This window comes from Amycolatopsis sp. cmx-4-83 (genome assembly GCF_046548815.1).
Classification (GTDB): Bacteria; Actinomycetota; Actinomycetes; order Mycobacteriales; family Pseudonocardiaceae; genus Amycolatopsis; species Amycolatopsis pretoriensis_A.
Genome location: NZ_JAEBEF010000001.1, coordinates 297,240 through 313,611 on the forward strand (window position 1 = coordinate 297,240; position 16,372 = coordinate 313,611).

Sequence of the window (16,372 nt, forward strand, 5' to 3'; positions counted from 1 at the left end):
CCGCTCGGGACGTAGTCAACCTGTCAGATCTCGACGGGTAATCACAAGACTACTCACTAGTCCGTTCGAGTGAATTTGCCGCTGAGCGATAACGGTGTGCAGTTCGCTGCCCGGAATTTGCGCGTTGTTGGCACTTCGCCTTGTCGAAGAGTGAGGTGTTACTTAGGAGTAACACACTCTGCGTAGGTCGAGGTCACTGGTGGATTCACGAAACGGTTCTGGCAGGCTTGGCGCATGGCTGAACTCGGGACGTTGGTGCTGCTCCGCCACGGGCAGAGCACGTGGAACGCGGAAAACCTGTTCACCGGCTGGGTGGACGTGCCGCTGTCGGAGCAGGGTGAGGGCGAAGCCCGCCAGGGCGGCACGCTGCTGGCCGGCGCCGGCCTGCTGCCGGACGTGGTGCACACCTCGCTGCTGCGCCGCGCGATCGCCACCGCGAACATCGCGCTGGACGCCGCCGACCGGCACTGGATCCCGGTCAAGCGCGACTGGCGGCTCAACGAGCGCCACTACGGCGCGCTGCAGGGCAAGGACAAGAAGCAGACCCTCGCGGAGTTCGGCGAGGAGCAGTTCATGCTCTGGCGCCGCTCCTACGACACCCCGCCGCCCGCGATCGACCCGAAGGACGAGTGGAGCCAGGCCGGCGACGCCCGGTACGCGGACCTCGGCGACGACGCGCCGCTGACCGAGTGCCTCAAGGACGTCGTCGAGCGGCTGCTGCCGTACTGGGAGTCCGCGATCGTGCCGGACCTGCGCGCGGGCAAGACCGTGCTGGTCGCCGCGCACGGCAACTCGCTGCGCGCGCTCGTCAAGCACCTCGACGGGATCTCCGACGCCGACATCGCCGGCCTGAACATCCCGACCGGCATCCCGCTGCGCTACGACCTCACCGACGACCTCAAGCCGGTCAAGGCCGGCGGCGAGTACCTCGACCCCGAGGCCGCCAAGGAGGCCGCCGCCGCGGTCGCCAACCAGGGCCGCTGAGCTAGGGCGAGACGACCGGCCGCACGCCGGTCGCCTTCCAGCTCGCCCCTTCGCGGACGACGTCGAGTTCGGCCGTGAAGGGGCGGGTGGTCACCTTCCCGGTGGTGTCGGTGACCTGCAGCGTCGTGAAGAACAGCACGACCGCCCGTTCACCGGCGATCGCGAGGACCCCGGCCATCGGGTTCGGGCCGAGCGCGACCTTCGTGCCCACCTTGCGGATCGCCTCGACGTAGGTCGCCTTCCTCGAGCGGTAGTCGCTCAGCAGCGGATCGGCGAGGACGGCTTCGGCCCGCGCGTAGCTGCCTTCGGGATCGCCGCTGTCGGTCGTGAAGAGCGCGCCCGCCACCGCGCGGGCGCCGGCCAGCGCCGAGTCGCGCACCCCGCCGGGGCTGCCGTCGTCCGGCTGCGCGGCCGGCGCCGGTTGCGCCGGGTCCATCGCGAGGTCGGTGAGCCGCCAGCGCCCGCCTTGCCGGGTCGCGGTGACCGCGACCGTGGCCAGGCCCTGCGCGGCGCCGCTGTCCTGCCGGAGCACGGCCAGTTCGCGGATCCGGTCGCCGGTGAACTCCACCGCGGCCGCCTCCCGCACCCGCGTGACCAGGTGGACCGGCTGCGGGCTCTTCCTGATCTGGTCGAACAACGCCGTGAGCTGGTCCTTCGCCGCGCCGGTGACGTTCGCGGCGACGGCCTGGTCGAAGGCCGCCGGGTTCGCGGAGTCGTAGCTGAACACCGTCTCCGCGGCCGTCTTCACCGCGTCGAGGGCCGCGCCCGTGCCCGAGGCGTCGACCAGCGCGAGGTTTCCCGCGCCCGGGACCGGGACGGCCGTGCCGGGGATCGCCGACGAGCACGCCGACGTCACCAGGACGAGCGCCAGGAGAGCTCGCTTCACAGGAGTCCGGCTTCGCGGGCCCGCGCCCCGGCCTGGAACCGCGACGACGCGCCCAGGACGTCCATCAGCTCCGCCACCCGGCGCCGGTAGGTCCGCAGGCCCACGCCGAGGGTGCGGGCCGCCGTCTCGTCCTTGCAGCCGGACGCCAGCTGCTCGAGGATCTCGCGCGCGCCCAGCTCGGTGAACCGGGCCTGGTAGGACTCGAGGTCGGTGCCGCCGGCCCAGGCCGCCTCGAACAGCGACTGGATGCCCTGGACCAGCTCCGGGCTGCTGACGACGGTGTAGCTGCGGACGCCGCCGACGTGGTCGCCCGCCACGATCGCGATCCGGCGGTCCAGCAGGATCGTCTCGTTGACCTCGCGCTCGGTGATCCGGATGCGGGCGCCGTGCGTGGTCATGAACCGCAGGTGCTCCGCCAGCGCCGGGTCGAACAGGACGCCGGGCAGGTACATCTTGCGCACGTTCGTCTCGCGCACGGCCTGCTCGCGCTCGGGCGCCGTCGGGTGCGCCACCGACCAGGTGTGCAGGTCCCGCGCCGCGCACGAGATCTCCGTCGCGGTCGCGAACAGGTGCCGGGTCCGCTCGAACAGCTCGGCCTCGCCCCGCACGACGACGACGTCACTCACTCTCTCCACGCATTCCAGTCTGGCAGCAAAATGCCAAAACCGGCGGTGCGCGGGCCGGATCGCGACGCTGGAGCCATGACCACGAACACCACCACCACCACCCCCGCCGCCGCGGCGGGCACCTGGAAGCTCGGCTCCTTCGAAGTCAACCGGCTCGGGTTCGGCGCGATGCGCCTGATGTCCACTTCGGACGGCGGCATCCGGAGCCGCGAGACGGCGATCGCCGTGCTGCGCCGCGCGGTCGAGCTCGGCGTCAACCACATCGACACCGCCGTCTTCTACTTCGCCGGCCCGCGCTCGGCCAACGAGTTGATCAACACCGCCCTCGCGCCCTACGAGAACCTGACGATCACGACCAAGGTCGGCCCGGGCCGCGACTTCACCGGCGCGTTCTACACCGCCCGCCCGGACCAGCTGCGGGCCCAGGTCGAGGAGAACCTCCGCGAGCTGGGGCTGGACCACCTCGACGTCGCCAACTACCGGATCGGCGAAGGCCTGGACCGCGGGGAAGGCTCGCTCGCCGACGGCTTCGGCGCGCTCGCCGAGCTGCGCGAGGAAGGTCTCATCCGCGAGCTGGGCATCTCCAACGTCGCGCCGCACCACCTCACCGAGGCCCTCGAGATCGCGCCGGTCGTCTGCGTCCAGAACCAGTACGGCCTCACCGCCCGCCGGGAGGACGACGAGATCGTCCGGATGTGCGCCGAGCGCGGCATCGCCTTCGTGCCGTTCTTCGCCGTCGCCAGCGGCCAGGGGGAGGACGAGCGGGTCGCCGCCGTCGCGCGCCGGCACGACGCCACCCCGGCGCAGGTGCGCCTCGCGTGGACCCTGCACCAGGGCCCGCACGTGCTCGCCATCCCCGGCACCGGCGACGTCGCGCACCTCGAGCAGAACGTCGCCGCGGCGGCGCTGGAGCTCACCGCGGACGATTTGGCGACGCTCGACGCGAAGGGGTGAATTCACCCGGTATGTCTCGCCGCGGAATCGATCGGGTGAACGCCGCCTGAAGCCCCGGCGAACATGTCCTCCGCAGGTGTCGCGGTGCTCACGACAAGGCGGACAACGCTAGGCCGAAGGGCCACTTCTCAGCTTACGATCGGCCCGTGACCACGCCTGTTTCACTCGCACTGGCCATCGGCGCACTGGTGGCCGGTGCGGTGGCCGGCTACCTCCTCGCGCGGGCCCGCTCCCGCCGGGAGGAAGCCCGGCCACCGGGCCCGACCGTCGCCGAGCTCCTCGAACGGCTGGTCCGCTCCTCGAACAACGGCATCGTCGTGCTCAACCGGTTCGGCGACATGGTGCTGCACAACCCACGCGCCTACGAGCTGGGTCTCGTCAAGGTCAACCAGGCCGACCCGCGGGCCCGCAAGGCCGCCGAGCAGGTCGTCGAGACCGACGAGCCGCTGGAGATCGACCTTTCGCCGCTGGAGGCCCGCGGCCGCCAGCCGGAAGCGGTGCTCGGCCAGGTCCGGCCGCTCGGCGACGGCTTCACCGTCGTCGAGGCCGTCGACCACTCCGAGGCCATCCGCCTGGAGGCCGTGCGCCGCGACTTCGTCGCCAACGTCAGCCACGAGCTCAAGACCCCGGTCGGCGCGATCGCGCTGCTCACCGAGGCCGTGCTCGACGCCGCCGAGGACGTCGAAGAGGTCCGCCGGTTCGGCGGCAAGATCCTGCGCGAGTCCACCCGCCTCGGCCAGCTCGTCACCGAGCTGATCGCGCTGTCGCGGCTGCAGGGCGCCGAACGGCTGCCCGACCTCAACGTCGTCGAGGTCGACGCGGTCGTCCGCGAGGCGCTCGGCCGGACCACGCTCTCGGCCGAGTCGGCCGACATCCGCATCACCACCGACACCGCCAGCGGCCTGCTCATCGAGGGCGACCGGACGCTGCTGGTCACCGCGCTGTCGAACCTGCTGGAGAACGCGGTCGCGTACTCGCCGGCCGGCAGCCCGGTCTCGATCAGCAGGCGGCTGGCCGACGGGATGGTCGAGGTCGCCGTCACCGACCGCGGCATCGGCATCCCCGAGGACGAGCAGACCCGGGTGTTCGAGCGCTTCTACCGCGCCGACAAGGCCCGCTCGCGCGCCACCGGCGGCACCGGGCTGGGCCTGGCGATCGTCAAGCACGTCGCGGCCAACCACGGCGGCTCGGTCGGGCTGTGGAGCCGGCCGGGCACCGGCTCGACGTTCACCCTGCGCATCCCCGCGCACGTCAGCCCCGAGCCCGCGCCGGAGCCGGCGCGGGCCGCCAAGACCTCGCCGGCACCGCGGCAGGAGAAGACCCCCGAGCGCACCCAGAGGCTCGTGGTTACCGGGCAGGACAGCCCAGATCATGGAGGAAACCTGTGACCAGGGTTCTCATCGTCGAGGACGAGGAGTCGTTCGCCGACCCCCTCGCCTTCCTGCTGCGCAAGGAAGGGTTCACCGCGGCCGTGGCCGGCACCGGCCAGGCCGCGCTGGAGGAGTTCGACCGCAACGGCGCCGACATCGTGCTGCTCGACCTGATGCTGCCCGGGATGAGCGGCACCGACGTGTGCAAGCAGCTGCGCCAGCGCTCGGCCGTGCCGGTGATCATGGTGACCGCGCGCGACAGCGAGATCGACAAGGTCGTCGGCCTGGAACTGGGCGCGGACGACTACGTCACCAAGCCGTACTCGGCGCGGGAGCTGATCGCGCGAGTGCGGGCGGTCCTGCGCCGCGGCGGCGAGCCGGGCTCGGAAGGGGAGTTGGCCCCGCTGGTGCTGTCGGCGGGCCCGGTGCGGATGGACGTCGAGCGGCACGTGGTGACCGTCGACGGCGCCGAGGTGTCGCTCCCGCTCAAGGAGTTCGACCTCCTCGAGTACCTGCTGCGCAACGTCGGCCGGGTGCTGACCCGCGGGCAGCTGATCGACCGGGTGTGGGGCGCGGACTACGTCGGCGACACGAAGACGCTCGACGTCCACGTGAAGCGGCTGCGCTCGAAGATCGAACCGGACCCGGGCTCGCCGCGGCACCTGGTGACGGTTCGCGGACTGGGCTACAAGTTCGAGACGTAAGCCGGTGTTCGCTCGGGAGGGCGTTCTCGTGGCTTCGGTGCCGCGGGGGCGCCCTTTCCCGCGCCGCGCCGGGCTCGGCACGGACGGCGGAGTGATGAGGACGGTCGGCCGCGGTCCGGCCGGCGGCTGCGCTCGAAGATCGAACCGGACCCGGGCTCGCCGCGGCACCTTGGTGACGGTTCGCGGACTGGGCTACAAGTTCGAGACGTAAATCCTTTTTGGGGGGCTTCGTCCCGGCGGGAGGCGCGCCGGGACGAAGCCGCACCGAGTGTTTTCGGTTACAAGTTCGAGACCTGGCGCCGGGGCCGGTACCCTGGACCCCCGTGCGCCTAGGGGTACTCGACGTCGGTTCCAACACCGTCCACCTGCTCGTGGTCGATGCCCACCGTGGCGCCCACCCGACCCCGATGCATTCCGAGAAGTCCGTGCTGCGGCTGGCCGAGCAGATCACCCCCGGCGGGGAGCTCTCGAAAGCCGGGGCCGACGAGCTCGTGACCGCCGTCGAATCCGCCAAGGACGCGGCCGCGCGGCTGGGCTGCGAAGAGCTGATGGCCTTCGCCACCTCCGCGGTCCGCGAAGCGAAGAACTCCGCCAAGGTGCTGGCCCGAGTGGCCGACAAGACCGGCGTCGAGCTGCAGGTCCTCTCCGGGGTCGACGAAGCCCGGCACACCTTCCTCGCCGTCCGCCGGTGGTACGGCTGGTCGGCCGGGCAGCTGCTCGTGCTCGACATCGGCGGCGGCTCGCTCGAGGTCGCGATGGGCCGTGACGAAGAACCCGTGCTGGCCGAATCCCTGCCGCTCGGGGCCGGGCGGACCACGCGCACCCGGTTCAAGCACGACCCGCCGACGCGCTCCGAGCTCGTCGCGACGTCGGCGTGGCTGGACGACCAGCTCACCGAGCTCGCGCGCAAGGTCGCCAAATGGGGTGAACCGGACCGCGTCGTGGCCACGTCGAAGACCTTCCGGTCACTCGCCCGGCTGACCGGCGCCGCCCCTTCGGCGGCCGGCCCGCGCGTGCGACGTACGCTCACGGACACCGCGTTGCGCCAGCTCCTGGCCTTCATCTCGCGGATGTCCTCGGCCGATCTGGCCCACCTGGAGGGCGTCAGCTCGGGCCGATCGCACCAGCTGGTGGCGGGTGCGCTCGTCGCGCAGGCCACGATGCGGGCGCTCGGAGTCCCGGAACTCGAGATTTGCCCGTGGGCTCTGCGAGAGGGTGTGATCCTGCGGCGGCTGGACCATTCCAACGGCGCGGATGAGACTGGAGCCGCCCACGCCGGGCGCTTCAGCGCACAGGAGGACCGGTGAAAGCACCCGGCTGGACTTCCCGGACGGAGAACGGGCACGGTGGAGAGGTGACGGAGATGCGAAGGTCGGTGCACAGCGCGCGCTGCGCCGCCGGAATGCCGTCGGGGACCTCCCCGCGAGGTGCCGCCAGTGACAATTCGGTGCGCGCGAGGGAATGCCAGGTATGACGGACCAGACCGGAGGCGACCAGCCGCAGAAGACCGTGGCTGAGCTGCTCGCCCAGCACGGTGCCCAGGCCGAAGGCGGCGGCCGGCGCCGTCGTCGGCGCGCGGCCGATGACGACGACGAACCCGGCACCCCCGAAGCCGCACCGGGCGTGACCGGATCGCACCGGCGTCCGGGCGTGAGCGACACCGGGCCGCAGGCGATCATCGACCGGGTGGCCTCGGAGGGCGCTCCGCCCCCGCCGCCCCCCGGCCGTCCCACCGGGCGCCGCCGCGCCGAACCGCCGCCCCCGCCGCCGCCCGCGCCCCGCGCGGTGCCGCAGGACTCCCAGCCGCTGCCCCGGCCGGTGCCGCCGCCCCCGGCACGGCCCGCGCCCGGTGGCGCCGAGTCCGGCCAGTACCAGCGCCCGGTCCCGCCACCGGAGTCGAGCCAGTACGTCCGGCCGCCGCAGGAGTCCGGCCAGTTCAGCCGCCCGGCCCCGCCGGAGCCGCCGCCCGCGGCACCGCGGCCGCCGGAGTCCGCGCAGCTGCCGGTGCCGCCGCGCGCGCCCCGGCGCCAGCCGCCGCCCCCGCAGCCGTCGCAGCAGCTGCCGGTCCCGCCGCCCGCCGCCGAGGAGACCCGCGGGGCCGTCCCGCCGGTCCGCCGCCGGCCGGGCCCGCCGCAGCCGTCCCAGCAGCTGCCGACGCCGCCGCAGCCGTCGCAGCAGCTCCCGGCACCACCGCCGCCGGCCGGCGGCCCGCTGTCGGCCCGGCTGGACGGGCTCAACGGCACCCCGGACGCCGATATCGACGTCCCGCCCGGCCCGATGGCCAGCGGCACGTTCGCCACGCCGCCGGCCGCGCCGGGCCGGCCGCGCCGGGCCCCGAGCCGCCGTCCGCAGCCCCAGCAGGAGGCGTACACCGAGCAGTTCTCGGCGGTGCCCGACGACGAGCCGCCGTCGAAGAAGGGTGACGAGCCCTCCGCGCCCGGCCTCGCGAACTGGCGCAAGCGCCGGCAGAAGGAGCAGATGGAGGACACCGAGATCGGCGTGATGCCGGCGGTGCCCACCGACGCCCCCGGCGACGGCTACCCCGAGGACGACTTCGAGCCCGAAGGCTTCGCGCCGGAGAGCAGCGGCTACCAGGCCGCCTACGACGCCGGCCCGCCGACGGGCGCGTACCCGCCGCCGATGCCGTTCGCGCCCGGCGACCGCGCCTCGCGCGCGCCGATCCCGGACGACCTCGAGCCCTACGAGCGCGAGTTCGCCGACGGCTACCCGGCCGACGGCCCGGACTTCGAGCAGGACGACTACGCCTACGAGCAGGGCGAAGGCTACGAAGACGACGAGTACGACGACGCACCCGAGCCCGCCCCGGAACCGGCCGCCGTCGTCTCGCCCGGCAAGGCGTGGCTCGCGCTGGCCGGCCAGCTGGCGATGGGCGTGGTCGGCGGTGCCGCCGTCTGGCTCGGCTTCAACTGGCTGTGGGTGAACATCCCGGCCGCGGCACTGGTCGCGGCGCTGCTGGTGGTCGTCGCGCTGGTCTGGATCGTGCGGAAGATCCGCCGCGCCGAAGACCTGCAGACCACCGTGCTGGCCGTGCTGGTCGGCCTGGTGGTGACGGTGTCGCCCGCCGCGTTGCTGCTCGTCGGCCGCTGACATCCGCCGCGGGGACGCGGTGATCCGCGTCCCCCTACCGGCCCGGCGCCTCCGGCTGCCCTCGGTGACGAGGCAGGATGGCGCGCGTGACAGACGAGAAGCCGGTGCCGGTCGGCCTGAGCACGGCGTCGGTGTGGCCCCTCAAAGCCGGTGCGGCCTTCGAACTGGCGGCCGAACTCGGCTACGACGGCGTCGAGGTGATGGTCTGGGCCGACCCGGTCAGCCAGGACGTCTCGGCGCTGCGGCGCTGGTCACGCCGCACCGGGGTGCCGGTGCTGTCGATCCACTCGCCGTCGCTGCTGATCACGCAGCGGATCTGGTCGCCGGACCCGGTGGTCCGGCTGCGGATGTCGGTCGACGCGGCGCTCGAACTCGGCGCCCGCACGGTCGTGGTGCACCCGCCGTTTCGCTGGCAACGCCGCTACGGCGACGCGTTCGGTGATCTCGTCGACGAGCTCGAAGAGTCGAGCGGCGTCGAAATCGCGGTGGAAAACATGTTCAAGGTGCGGCCGCCCGGCGGTTCGCGCACTTCCCGGGTGTCGGCATTCCGGCCGTCGATCGATCCGACGGACGTCGGCTTCCGGCACTACACGCTCGACCTGTCCCACACAGCGGCAGCCGGAATGGACACGCTGGCGCTCGCGCAGCGAATGGGTGAAGGCCTCACGCACGTCCACTTGGCGGACGGCACCGGCGTCCCGAAGGACGAACACCTGGTACCCGGAAGGGGTGGCCAGCCCTGCGCCGAACTCCTCGAGAAGCTGGTCAGCAGCGGTTTCGCCGGCCAGATCGTGCTGGAGATCAACACCCGGCACGCCGGCACGCCGGCCCAGCGGGTGCGTGATCTGGCGGAGGCGCTTTTGTTCGCGCGTTTCCACCTCGGGCAATGAACGAGCACGTTCTGACAGGACACGACTACTCCCGCCACCGTTTACGCCCGTTCAACCCGTAAAGTTCGGACCGTGAACCCGTCGCCCGCGTTGATCGTCCCCTTTCCGGATTCCCCGTTCGGCGCGGAGCGTTCGTGAGCGGATCGGACGGCACGGCCGTGTCCTTCGACACGGCGAGTGCGGCGCGGTCGCTGGGGGACGGCACCTTCACCGCGGTGCTGCGCGCGGAGTGGGCCATCGGCTCGCACCCGCACGGGGGTTTCCTGCTGGCCCTGCTGGCCAAGGCGGCGATCTCCGCCCTGCACGAACGCGGGGAGCCGCACGCGGAGCCCCTCGTCGTCAGCGCGGAGTTCCTGCACGCGCCGGCGCTGGGCCCGGTCCTGCTGCGCACGGACGTCCGCAAGGTCGGCCGCCGCGCGACGGTCGTCGAGGTCCGCCTGGAGCAGCGCGGCCGCAGCTGCGTCGAGGCGCGCGTGACGACCGGCCGGCTGCCGATGCGCCGCCCGGAGTGGACGGACGTCCCGGCGATGCCCGTGGAGCCGCCCCCGGGCGCGCTCGCGATGGCGGAGAGCACGGAGGGCCCGTTCAACCTGGCCAAGGGCTGCGAGGTCCGCCTGGACCCGGCGACGGCGGGGTACCTGGCCGGCCGCACGGACGAGCCACCCCGGATGCGGCTGTGGGTCCGCCCGCGGCACAGCCTGGTCGACCCGTACTTCACGCTGCTGGCGTCGGACGTGAACCCGCCGGTGGTGATGAACCTGGGCCGCATCGGCTGGGCCCCGACGGTGCAGCTGACGGCGCTGCTGCGCACGCGCCCGGCCCCGGGCTGGCTGCGGGTGGTGGTGGAGTCGAGGTCGGTGCACGAGTCGTGGTTCGACTCGGACGCGACGGTGGTGGACTCGCAGGGCCGGCTGGTCTGCCAGGCCCGGCAGCTGGGTCTGGCCCCGGCCCCGGGCGGCTGAGGACGTCCGGAGCCGCGGCGGGCGGGTCCGGCCCACCAGCGGCGGTCGAGCGGTCGAGCGCGGTGATGTCATGAACGCCCCTTTCACGGCGTCTGGCGTGGTGAACGAGTCGTTCATGGCCTTTCGAACCGGCAGCTCGCCCCGGCACCGGCGGCCCGGGGCGGGTTTGGCACGCTTGAGCGCATGACGGTCATCGCGGTGCTCGGTGCGGGAAAGATCGGCGAGGCGTTGCTCTCGGGGCTGCTGCACGGCGGCCACCAGCCGGGCGACCTGCTCTTCACCGAGCGGTACCCGGCGCGCGTCGAAGAGCTCACCGCGCGGTACGGGATCCGCGGCGTCGAGGTCGAGGAGGCCGCCAAGCAGGCCGACATCCTGGTCGTCGCCGTGAAGCCGCAGGACATCGAGCCCGTGCTCGACGAGCTCGCGCCGCTGCTCGGGCCGTCGTCGCTCGTCGTGTCGCTGTGCGCGGGGCTGCCGACGTCGCTGTACGAGCGACGGCTAGCCGACGGGGTGCCGGTCGTGCGGGTCATGCCCAACACGCCGATGCTGGTCAACGAGGCCATGAGCGCCATCTCCGCCGGCCGGTACGCGACCGCGGAGCACCTCGCCGTCGTGCGGGACCTGCTCTCGCACGTCGGGAAGGTCGTCGAGGTGCCCGAGGGGCAGCAGGACGCCGTCACGGCGTTGTCCGGGTCCGGGCCCGCCTACTTCTTCTTCCTGGTCGAGGCCATGATCGACGCCGGGATCCTGCTCGGCCTGCCGCGTGCGCTGGCCGGCCAGCTGATCATCCAGTCGGCCGTCGGGGCGGCGAAGATGCTCGCCGAGTCCGAGGAGCACCCGGTGCTGCTGCGCGAGGCCGTGACGTCGCCCGCGGGCACCACCATCAACGCCATCCGCGAGCTCGAGAAGCACGGTGTGCGCGCGGCCCTGCTCGACGCCATCGAAGCGGCGAAGGACCGGTCCGAGGCGCTGGGCAAGGCTCACGAAGGCTGACGCGGCCGCCAGCGGGACGCCCACGCGTCCAGCTCGACCAGCGTCCCGAACAGTGAACGGCCCTGCTCGGTGAGCGCGTAGCCGTCGCCGCTGTGGTCGGCCAGGTCCGCCTCGGCCAGTTCGCGCAGCCGCGTGGCCAGCACGCTCGACGAGACGCCGTCGCAGCGCTGCTGGAGCGCGCGGAACGTGAGCGCCGAGTCGCGCAGCTCCCAGAGGATCCGCAGCGCCCAGCGGCGGCCGAGCAGGTCGAGCAGCGCCATCACCGGGCGGCCGGTCGTCGAGCCGCGGACGGGGCGGCCCGGGAGTGGGGTCATCGTGCTTTCCTTTCCGAAGCGCCGATGTTAGCTTGCCGGTTATGCCTCTGAAATCGAAGCAGCCGCGGATCGCCCCGCTCGAACCGCCCTTCGACGCCGAGACCGCCGAAGCCCTCGAGCGGCTGGGCCCGCCGATCGCGCTGTTCCGCGTGTGGGCCCGCCGCCCGGCGCTGGCCAAGGGCGTCGCGGGCTGGGGGCGGTACTACTTCTCGCGGGACTCGGCGCTCACCGTCCGGCAGCGCGAGCTGGTCATCGACCGCACGACCGCGTTGTGCGGCGCCGGCTACGAATGGGGCGTGCACATCGCGGCCTTCGCGGCGAAGGCCGGGCTCGACGACGCCCAGGTCCGCTCGCTCGCCACCGGCGGCCCGGCCGACGGCTGCTGGGACGCGGGGGACCGCGCGGTGCTGACCGCCGTCGACGAGCTGCACGCCACCCACGACCTCGCCGACGGGACCTGGGCCGCGCTGGTGGCCGCCGCCGGCGAAGCCGGTGCGCTCGACCTCACGCTCGTCTGCGGCTGGTACCACGCGATTTCGTTCACCGTCCGGGCGCTCCGGCTACCCCTCGAACCGGGCACGACGGGTCCGGATTCGCCGTAATGGGCGATTCCGCGGGTCTTGCACGCGCGGGCGCCTGTGCGTTAGCGCAGGTAGGAGCCCATCTCGGTGACAGGCGTCGCATTAGTCCCACCAGTCCCGCTACTCTCGATAGAGCACGTGCGTGTCGATACCACAGGTGGGGAAGCCTCGTGGCGCGACACGTGTCGAAGGACGCGGTAAACATGTCGCCGAACAAGAAGGAGGATCTGCCGGCAGTCGGGCAGGTCCAGTTCCTGACGGTCGCCGAAGTGGCCACGCTGATGCGGGTCTCCAAGATGACCGTCTACCGTCTCGTGCACTCGGGTGAGCTGCCCGCCGTCAGGGTCGGGAAGTCCTTCCGGGTGCCGGAAAAAGCAGTGCACGAGTACCTCCAGGGCGCTTACTACGACGTGGGGTGATCCCCGCCGCGGCCGGCGGCACGTCGCCTTACGACGTGCCCGCCGACCGGCCCGCACCGGGTAACGGGTAACCTGGAAAACCGCTCGTGCCTGTGCGCTCCACCCGTTGGACGCTGCGCCGGGCAGCGTGACCGACGACGACCTAAGGAGCGCCCATGGGCTCTGTGATCAAGAAGCGCCGCAAGCGCATGTCGAAGAAGAAGCACCGCAAGCTGCTTCGCCGTACGCGCGTCCAGCGTCGTAAGGCCGGCAAGTAAACCCTGCCGAGCGTGACCGTGGCCCGTCCAGTCTCTGGACGGGCCACGTCCATGTGGTGGGCCGGTTCCCCCCGTTCGAGTGAGGCCTTCGTCGCTTTCCGGGGGAAAGCGGTTAATAGCACGTAAGACACCCCTGAGCTACCACTGATGAGCGGTAACATCTCAATGGTGTCCGCGCGATGCTTCCAGTGAGTGCAGGCCCGCGCACTTCGGGTGATCGTCCACCCCCACCACGCCCTACGCCGCAGGGAGTCGCATGCCGTCGAACATCGTGCTCGTCACCGGGGTCGCCGGCGAACTGGGCGGGAAACTGCTCGCCCGGCTGGGCAACAACCCCGATTTCGAGCGGGTCATCGGCGTCGACACGGTCCCGCCGGACAAGACGGTCCTGCAGCGCATGGGTCACGCGGAGTTCGTCCGCGCGGACATCCGGAACCCGCTGATCGCCAAGGTGATCAGCACCGCCAGGGTCGACACTGTGGTGCACGCGTCCTGCACCGCGCACCCGGCCGGCCCGGGCCGCCGCACGGCGATCAAGGAAGTCAACGTCATCGGCACGATGCGGCTGCTCGCCGCGTGCCAGCGCTCGCCGCTCGTCCGCAAGCTGGTCGTCAAGTCGACCGCGGCGGTCTACGGCGCCGGCGCCCGCTCGCAGGCGGTGTTCACCGAGGACTCCGAGCTCATCCCGACGTCGACCAGCGGGTACGCGAAGGACGCCGTCGAGATGGAGGGCTACGTGCGCGGCCTGGTGCGCCGCCGCCCCGACATCACCACGACGCTGTTCCGCTTCGCCAACATCATCGGGCCGTCGACCGACACCGTCCTTTCGCGCTACTTCGCGCTGCCGGTGGTCCCGACGGTCTTCGGGTACGACGCCCGCATCCAGCTGCTGCACTCTTCGGACGCGCTGGCCGTGCTGGAACGAGCGACCCTCACCGACCGGCCCGGCGTCTTCAACGTCGGCTCGGACGGGGTACTCACGCTGTCGCAGGCGATCCGGCGAGCGGGCCGGGTCGAGCTGCCGATGCCCCGGACGGTGGTGCCGTCGGTCGGCAAGGTCCTGCGCGGCGCGCGGGTCGTGGACTTTTCCGCCGACCAGGTCCGGCTGCTGAACTTCGGCCGGGTCGTCGACATCACGAAGCTGAAGAACGAGTTCGGGTACACCCCGCGGTGGACCACGCGAGAGGCGTTCGACGACTACATCGTCGGACGCGGGCTCCGGCCGGTGCTCGACGGCGCCAAGCTGGCGGGCCTGGCCGGGAAGGTGCTCGTCGCCGCTGCGACGGGGCAGAGCCGGTGAACAGGCCCTTCGGGGGTCCGGGTGGCGGAGCCCCCGGCGCGGAGCGAAGCTCCGCTTGGCACAGCAGACCGCACGACTCGGACGACTTCGGAAGCGAGGCGGAGACAGTGGGCGGTGCCGAGGCGCAGGTCATCCCCCTGCACGGACCGGGCCGGGCGAAGCCGGGAGCCCCGGCGGACCTCCGTGAGGAGGCGGCCGCACCGGTCGTCGCCTTCCCGGGCGCGGGGAAGGAATCCCCGGAGGAGCCCCTTTCGGCCGCCGCGCGCTCGGCGCTCGGCTTCATCCGCGACCGGCTGACCGGCGACTACACGGTCGACGAGTTCGGCTTCGACGCCGAGCTGACCGATGCGGTGTTCCTGCCGCCGCTGCGCGCGCTGTACAAGAACTGGTTCCGCGTCGAGACGCACGGCGTCGAGAACCTCCCGGCCTCCGGCGGCGCGCTGCTGGTGTCCAACCACTCCGGTACGGTGCCGCTCGACTCGCTCATGACGGCGGTCGCGGTCCACGACGAGACCGGCGGCCGTCACCTGCGCGGACTGGGCGCCGACCTGGTGTTCCAGGTGCCGCTGGTGGGGTCGTTCGCGCGCAAGTCCGGCCAGACGCTGGCCTGCAACGAGGACGCCGAACGCCTGCTGCGCAAGGGCGAGCTGGTCGGGGTGTGGCCGGAGGGCTTCAAGGGCATCGGCAAGCCGTTCTCCTCCCGCTACAAGCTGCAGCGCTTCGGCCGCGGCGGTTTCGTGTCGGCCGCGCTGCGCGCCGGCGTGCCGATCATCCCGGTGTCGGTGATCGGCGCCGAGGAGATCTACCCGAAGCTGGGCGACATCAAGATCCTCGCGCGGATGTTCGGGCTGCCGTACTTCCCGGTGACGCCGCTCTTCCCGCACTTCGGCCTGCTGGGCGCGCTCCCGCTGCCGACGAAGTGGAGCATCGAGTTCGGCGAGCCGATCCGCACCGACGAGTTCGAGCCGGAGGCGGTGGAGGACCCGATGCTGGTCTTCCAGCTGACCGACCAGGTCCGCGAGTCGATCCAGCAGACGCTGTACCAGCGCCTTTCCCAGCGGAAGTCGGTCTTCCGCGGCTGACGACCTTGCACCGGGATCAGCGGCGGCGGTAGGCCATGCCCGCCGCCACCGCACCCGCCAAAGCGCCCGCGCCCAGCACTGACGGCACGCCGATCTTCGCCGCCTTGCGGCCGGTGCGGAAGTCGCGGATCTCCCAGCCGCGGGCGCGGGCCACGTCTCGCAGGCCGCCGTCCGGGTTGACCGCCACCGCCGTGCCCACCGCCGACAGCATCGGGATGTCGTTGGCCGAGTCCGAATACGCCGTGCAGCGCTTGAGGTTCAGGCCTTCGCGGGACGCCAGCGCCCGCACCGCGTGCGCCTTCGCGCGGCCGTGCAGCAGGTCGCCCACCAAGCGTCCCGTGTAGACACCGTCACGGGTCTCCGCGACCGTGCCCAGCGCGCCGGTGAGGCCGAGCCGGCGGGAGATGATCGCCGCCAGCTCGATCGGGGTCGCCGTGACCAGCCAGACGCGCTGGCCGGCGTCCAGGTGCATCTGGGCCAGCGCGCGGGTGCCGGACCAGATCTTGTCCGCCATCAGCTCGTCGTAGATCTCTTCGCTGATCGACGTCAGCTCCGCCACCGTGCGGCCGGCCACAAAGGACAGTGCGCGCTCGCGGTGGGTCTTGATGTCTTCCTTGTTCTCGCGGCCGCCGAGCCGGAACTTGATCTGGCCCCAGACGAACCCGGCCAGGTCGGCGGAGGTGAAGAACTTGCGCGCGGCGAGCCCGCGGGCGAAGTAGAAGATCGACGCGCCCATCATCATCGTGTTGTCCACGTCGAAGAACGCCGCCGCGGTCAGGTCCGGCGGTGCGGGCGGCGAGGGGGGTTCGGAAACCACTCGGGCGTGGGCGGCCTCGGCCGACGCCTCGCCCGCGAGCGCGGCGAGCCGTTCCAGCTCCTGACTCTTATCCCTGCCACGCCACGCTGACACGCACACCGCCTCCACGTCACGTCTGCCCACGT

At 72.2% G+C, this 16,372-nt stretch carries 18 protein-coding genes; 14 read left to right on the forward strand and 4 right to left on the reverse strand.

Annotated elements, in window-relative coordinates:
• Positions 1–234: 234 nt before the first annotated feature.
• The gene (locus ACLJQM_RS01575; protein ID WP_360767901.1) at positions 235–984 is read left to right on the forward strand and encodes a phosphoglyceromutase; all 750 of its coding nucleotides are present in this window, start codon (positions 235–237) and stop codon (positions 982–984) included.
• Position 985: 1 nt separating this feature from the next.
• Here the strand turns inward: ACLJQM_RS01575 and ACLJQM_RS01580 are convergent, their stop codons facing one another.
• The gene (locus ACLJQM_RS01580; protein WP_410629847.1) at positions 986–1,870 is read right to left on the reverse strand and encodes a hypothetical protein; all 885 of its coding nucleotides are present in this window, start codon (positions 1,868–1,870) and stop codon (positions 986–988) included.
• A complete protein-coding gene (locus tag ACLJQM_RS01585) occupies positions 1,867–2,505 on the reverse strand; it encodes a DNA-binding response regulator (protein ID WP_360767906.1) in 639 nt (212 codons plus the stop codon). The genes ACLJQM_RS01580 and ACLJQM_RS01585 overlap by 4 nt, the downstream gene beginning before the upstream one ends.
• Positions 2,506–2,571: 66 nt before the next feature.
• On the opposite strand from ACLJQM_RS01585, the gene ACLJQM_RS01590 reads away from it, so the two are divergent.
• The 8 genes from ACLJQM_RS01590 to proC all read left to right on the forward strand — a co-directional run bounded on the left by ACLJQM_RS01590 (position 2,572) and on the right by proC (position 11,477).
• The gene (locus ACLJQM_RS01590) at positions 2,572–3,450 is read left to right on the forward strand and encodes an oxidoreductase (protein WP_410629849.1); all 879 of its coding nucleotides are present in this window, start codon (positions 2,572–2,574) and stop codon (positions 3,448–3,450) included.
• 146 nt (positions 3,451–3,596) lie between these two features.
• Positions 3,597–4,838, forward strand: coding sequence for a sensor histidine kinase (locus tag ACLJQM_RS01595; RefSeq protein ID WP_410629851.1), 1,242 nt, complete (start codon positions 3,597–3,599; stop codon positions 4,836–4,838).
• A complete protein-coding gene (locus ACLJQM_RS01600; RefSeq protein ID WP_003062718.1) occupies positions 4,835–5,524 on the forward strand; it encodes a response regulator transcription factor in 690 nt (229 codons plus the stop codon). The genes ACLJQM_RS01595 and ACLJQM_RS01600 overlap by 4 nt, the downstream gene beginning before the upstream one ends.
• Positions 5,525–5,847: 323 nt before the next feature.
• Entirely contained in the window at positions 5,848–6,831 is a 984-nt protein-coding gene (locus ACLJQM_RS01605) for a Ppx/GppA phosphatase family protein (RefSeq protein ID WP_247015417.1), read from the forward strand.
• A gap of 163 nt (positions 6,832–6,994) precedes the next feature.
• Positions 6,995–8,632: a hypothetical protein gene (locus ACLJQM_RS01610; protein ID WP_410629853.1), complete on the forward strand. Its 1,638-nt coding sequence runs from the start codon at positions 6,995–6,997 to the stop codon at positions 8,630–8,632.
• A gap of 77 nt (positions 8,633–8,709) precedes the next feature.
• On the forward strand, positions 8,710–9,522 hold the full coding sequence (locus ACLJQM_RS01615) for a sugar phosphate isomerase/epimerase family protein (protein ID WP_410629855.1): 813 nt from the start codon (positions 8,710–8,712) through the stop codon (positions 9,520–9,522).
• Positions 9,523–9,656: 134 nt separating this feature from the next.
• On the forward strand, positions 9,657–10,484 hold the full coding sequence (locus tag ACLJQM_RS01620; RefSeq protein WP_247015411.1) for a thioesterase family protein: 828 nt from the start codon (positions 9,657–9,659) through the stop codon (positions 10,482–10,484).
• 183 nt (positions 10,485–10,667) lie between these two features.
• The gene (proC, locus tag ACLJQM_RS01625) at positions 10,668–11,477 is read left to right on the forward strand and encodes a pyrroline-5-carboxylate reductase (RefSeq protein ID WP_410629857.1); all 810 of its coding nucleotides are present in this window, start codon (positions 10,668–10,670) and stop codon (positions 11,475–11,477) included.
• Here the strand turns inward: proC and ACLJQM_RS01630 are convergent.
• Positions 11,465–11,791: a winged helix-turn-helix transcriptional regulator gene (locus ACLJQM_RS01630; protein ID WP_410629859.1), complete on the reverse strand. Its 327-nt coding sequence runs from the start codon at positions 11,789–11,791 to the stop codon at positions 11,465–11,467. The two genes, proC and ACLJQM_RS01630, sit on opposite strands and share 13 nt — an antisense overlap.
• Positions 11,792–11,832: 41 nt before the next feature.
• On the opposite strand from ACLJQM_RS01630, the gene ACLJQM_RS01635 reads away from it, so the two are divergent.
• The 5 genes from ACLJQM_RS01635 to ACLJQM_RS01655 all read left to right on the forward strand — a co-directional run bounded on the left by ACLJQM_RS01635 (position 11,833) and on the right by ACLJQM_RS01655 (position 15,430).
• Entirely contained in the window at positions 11,833–12,393 is a 561-nt protein-coding gene (locus ACLJQM_RS01635; protein ID WP_410629861.1) for a carboxymuconolactone decarboxylase family protein, read from the forward strand.
• Positions 12,394–12,575: 182 nt separating this feature from the next.
• The gene (locus ACLJQM_RS01640; RefSeq protein WP_013222402.1) at positions 12,576–12,791 is read left to right on the forward strand and encodes a helix-turn-helix domain-containing protein; all 216 of its coding nucleotides are present in this window, start codon (positions 12,576–12,578) and stop codon (positions 12,789–12,791) included.
• A 155-nt stretch (positions 12,792–12,946) separates the two neighbouring features.
• Positions 12,947–13,048, forward strand: a complete 102-nt coding sequence (locus tag ACLJQM_RS01645) for a 30S ribosomal protein bS22 (RefSeq protein WP_007030867.1) — start codon at positions 12,947–12,949, stop codon at positions 13,046–13,048.
• Between the two features lie 256 nt (positions 13,049–13,304).
• Positions 13,305–14,348 (forward strand): NAD-dependent epimerase/dehydratase family protein, encoded by a 1,044-nt coding sequence (locus tag ACLJQM_RS01650; protein WP_247015403.1) that lies wholly within the window; start codon positions 13,305–13,307, stop codon positions 14,346–14,348.
• A 107-nt stretch (positions 14,349–14,455) separates the two neighbouring features.
• Positions 14,456–15,430 carry a lysophospholipid acyltransferase family protein gene (locus tag ACLJQM_RS01655; RefSeq protein ID WP_247015401.1) on the forward strand — a complete coding sequence of 325 codons (975 nt, stop codon included), beginning with the start codon at positions 14,456–14,458 and terminating at the stop codon, positions 15,428–15,430.
• Between the two features lie 16 nt (positions 15,431–15,446).
• Here ACLJQM_RS01655 and ACLJQM_RS01660 read toward each other — a convergent pair whose 3' ends face one another.
• On the reverse strand, positions 15,447–16,355 hold the full coding sequence (locus ACLJQM_RS01660) for an HAD family hydrolase (protein WP_247025383.1): 909 nt from the start codon (positions 16,353–16,355) through the stop codon (positions 15,447–15,449).
• Between the last annotated feature and the right edge of the window lie 17 nt (positions 16,356–16,372).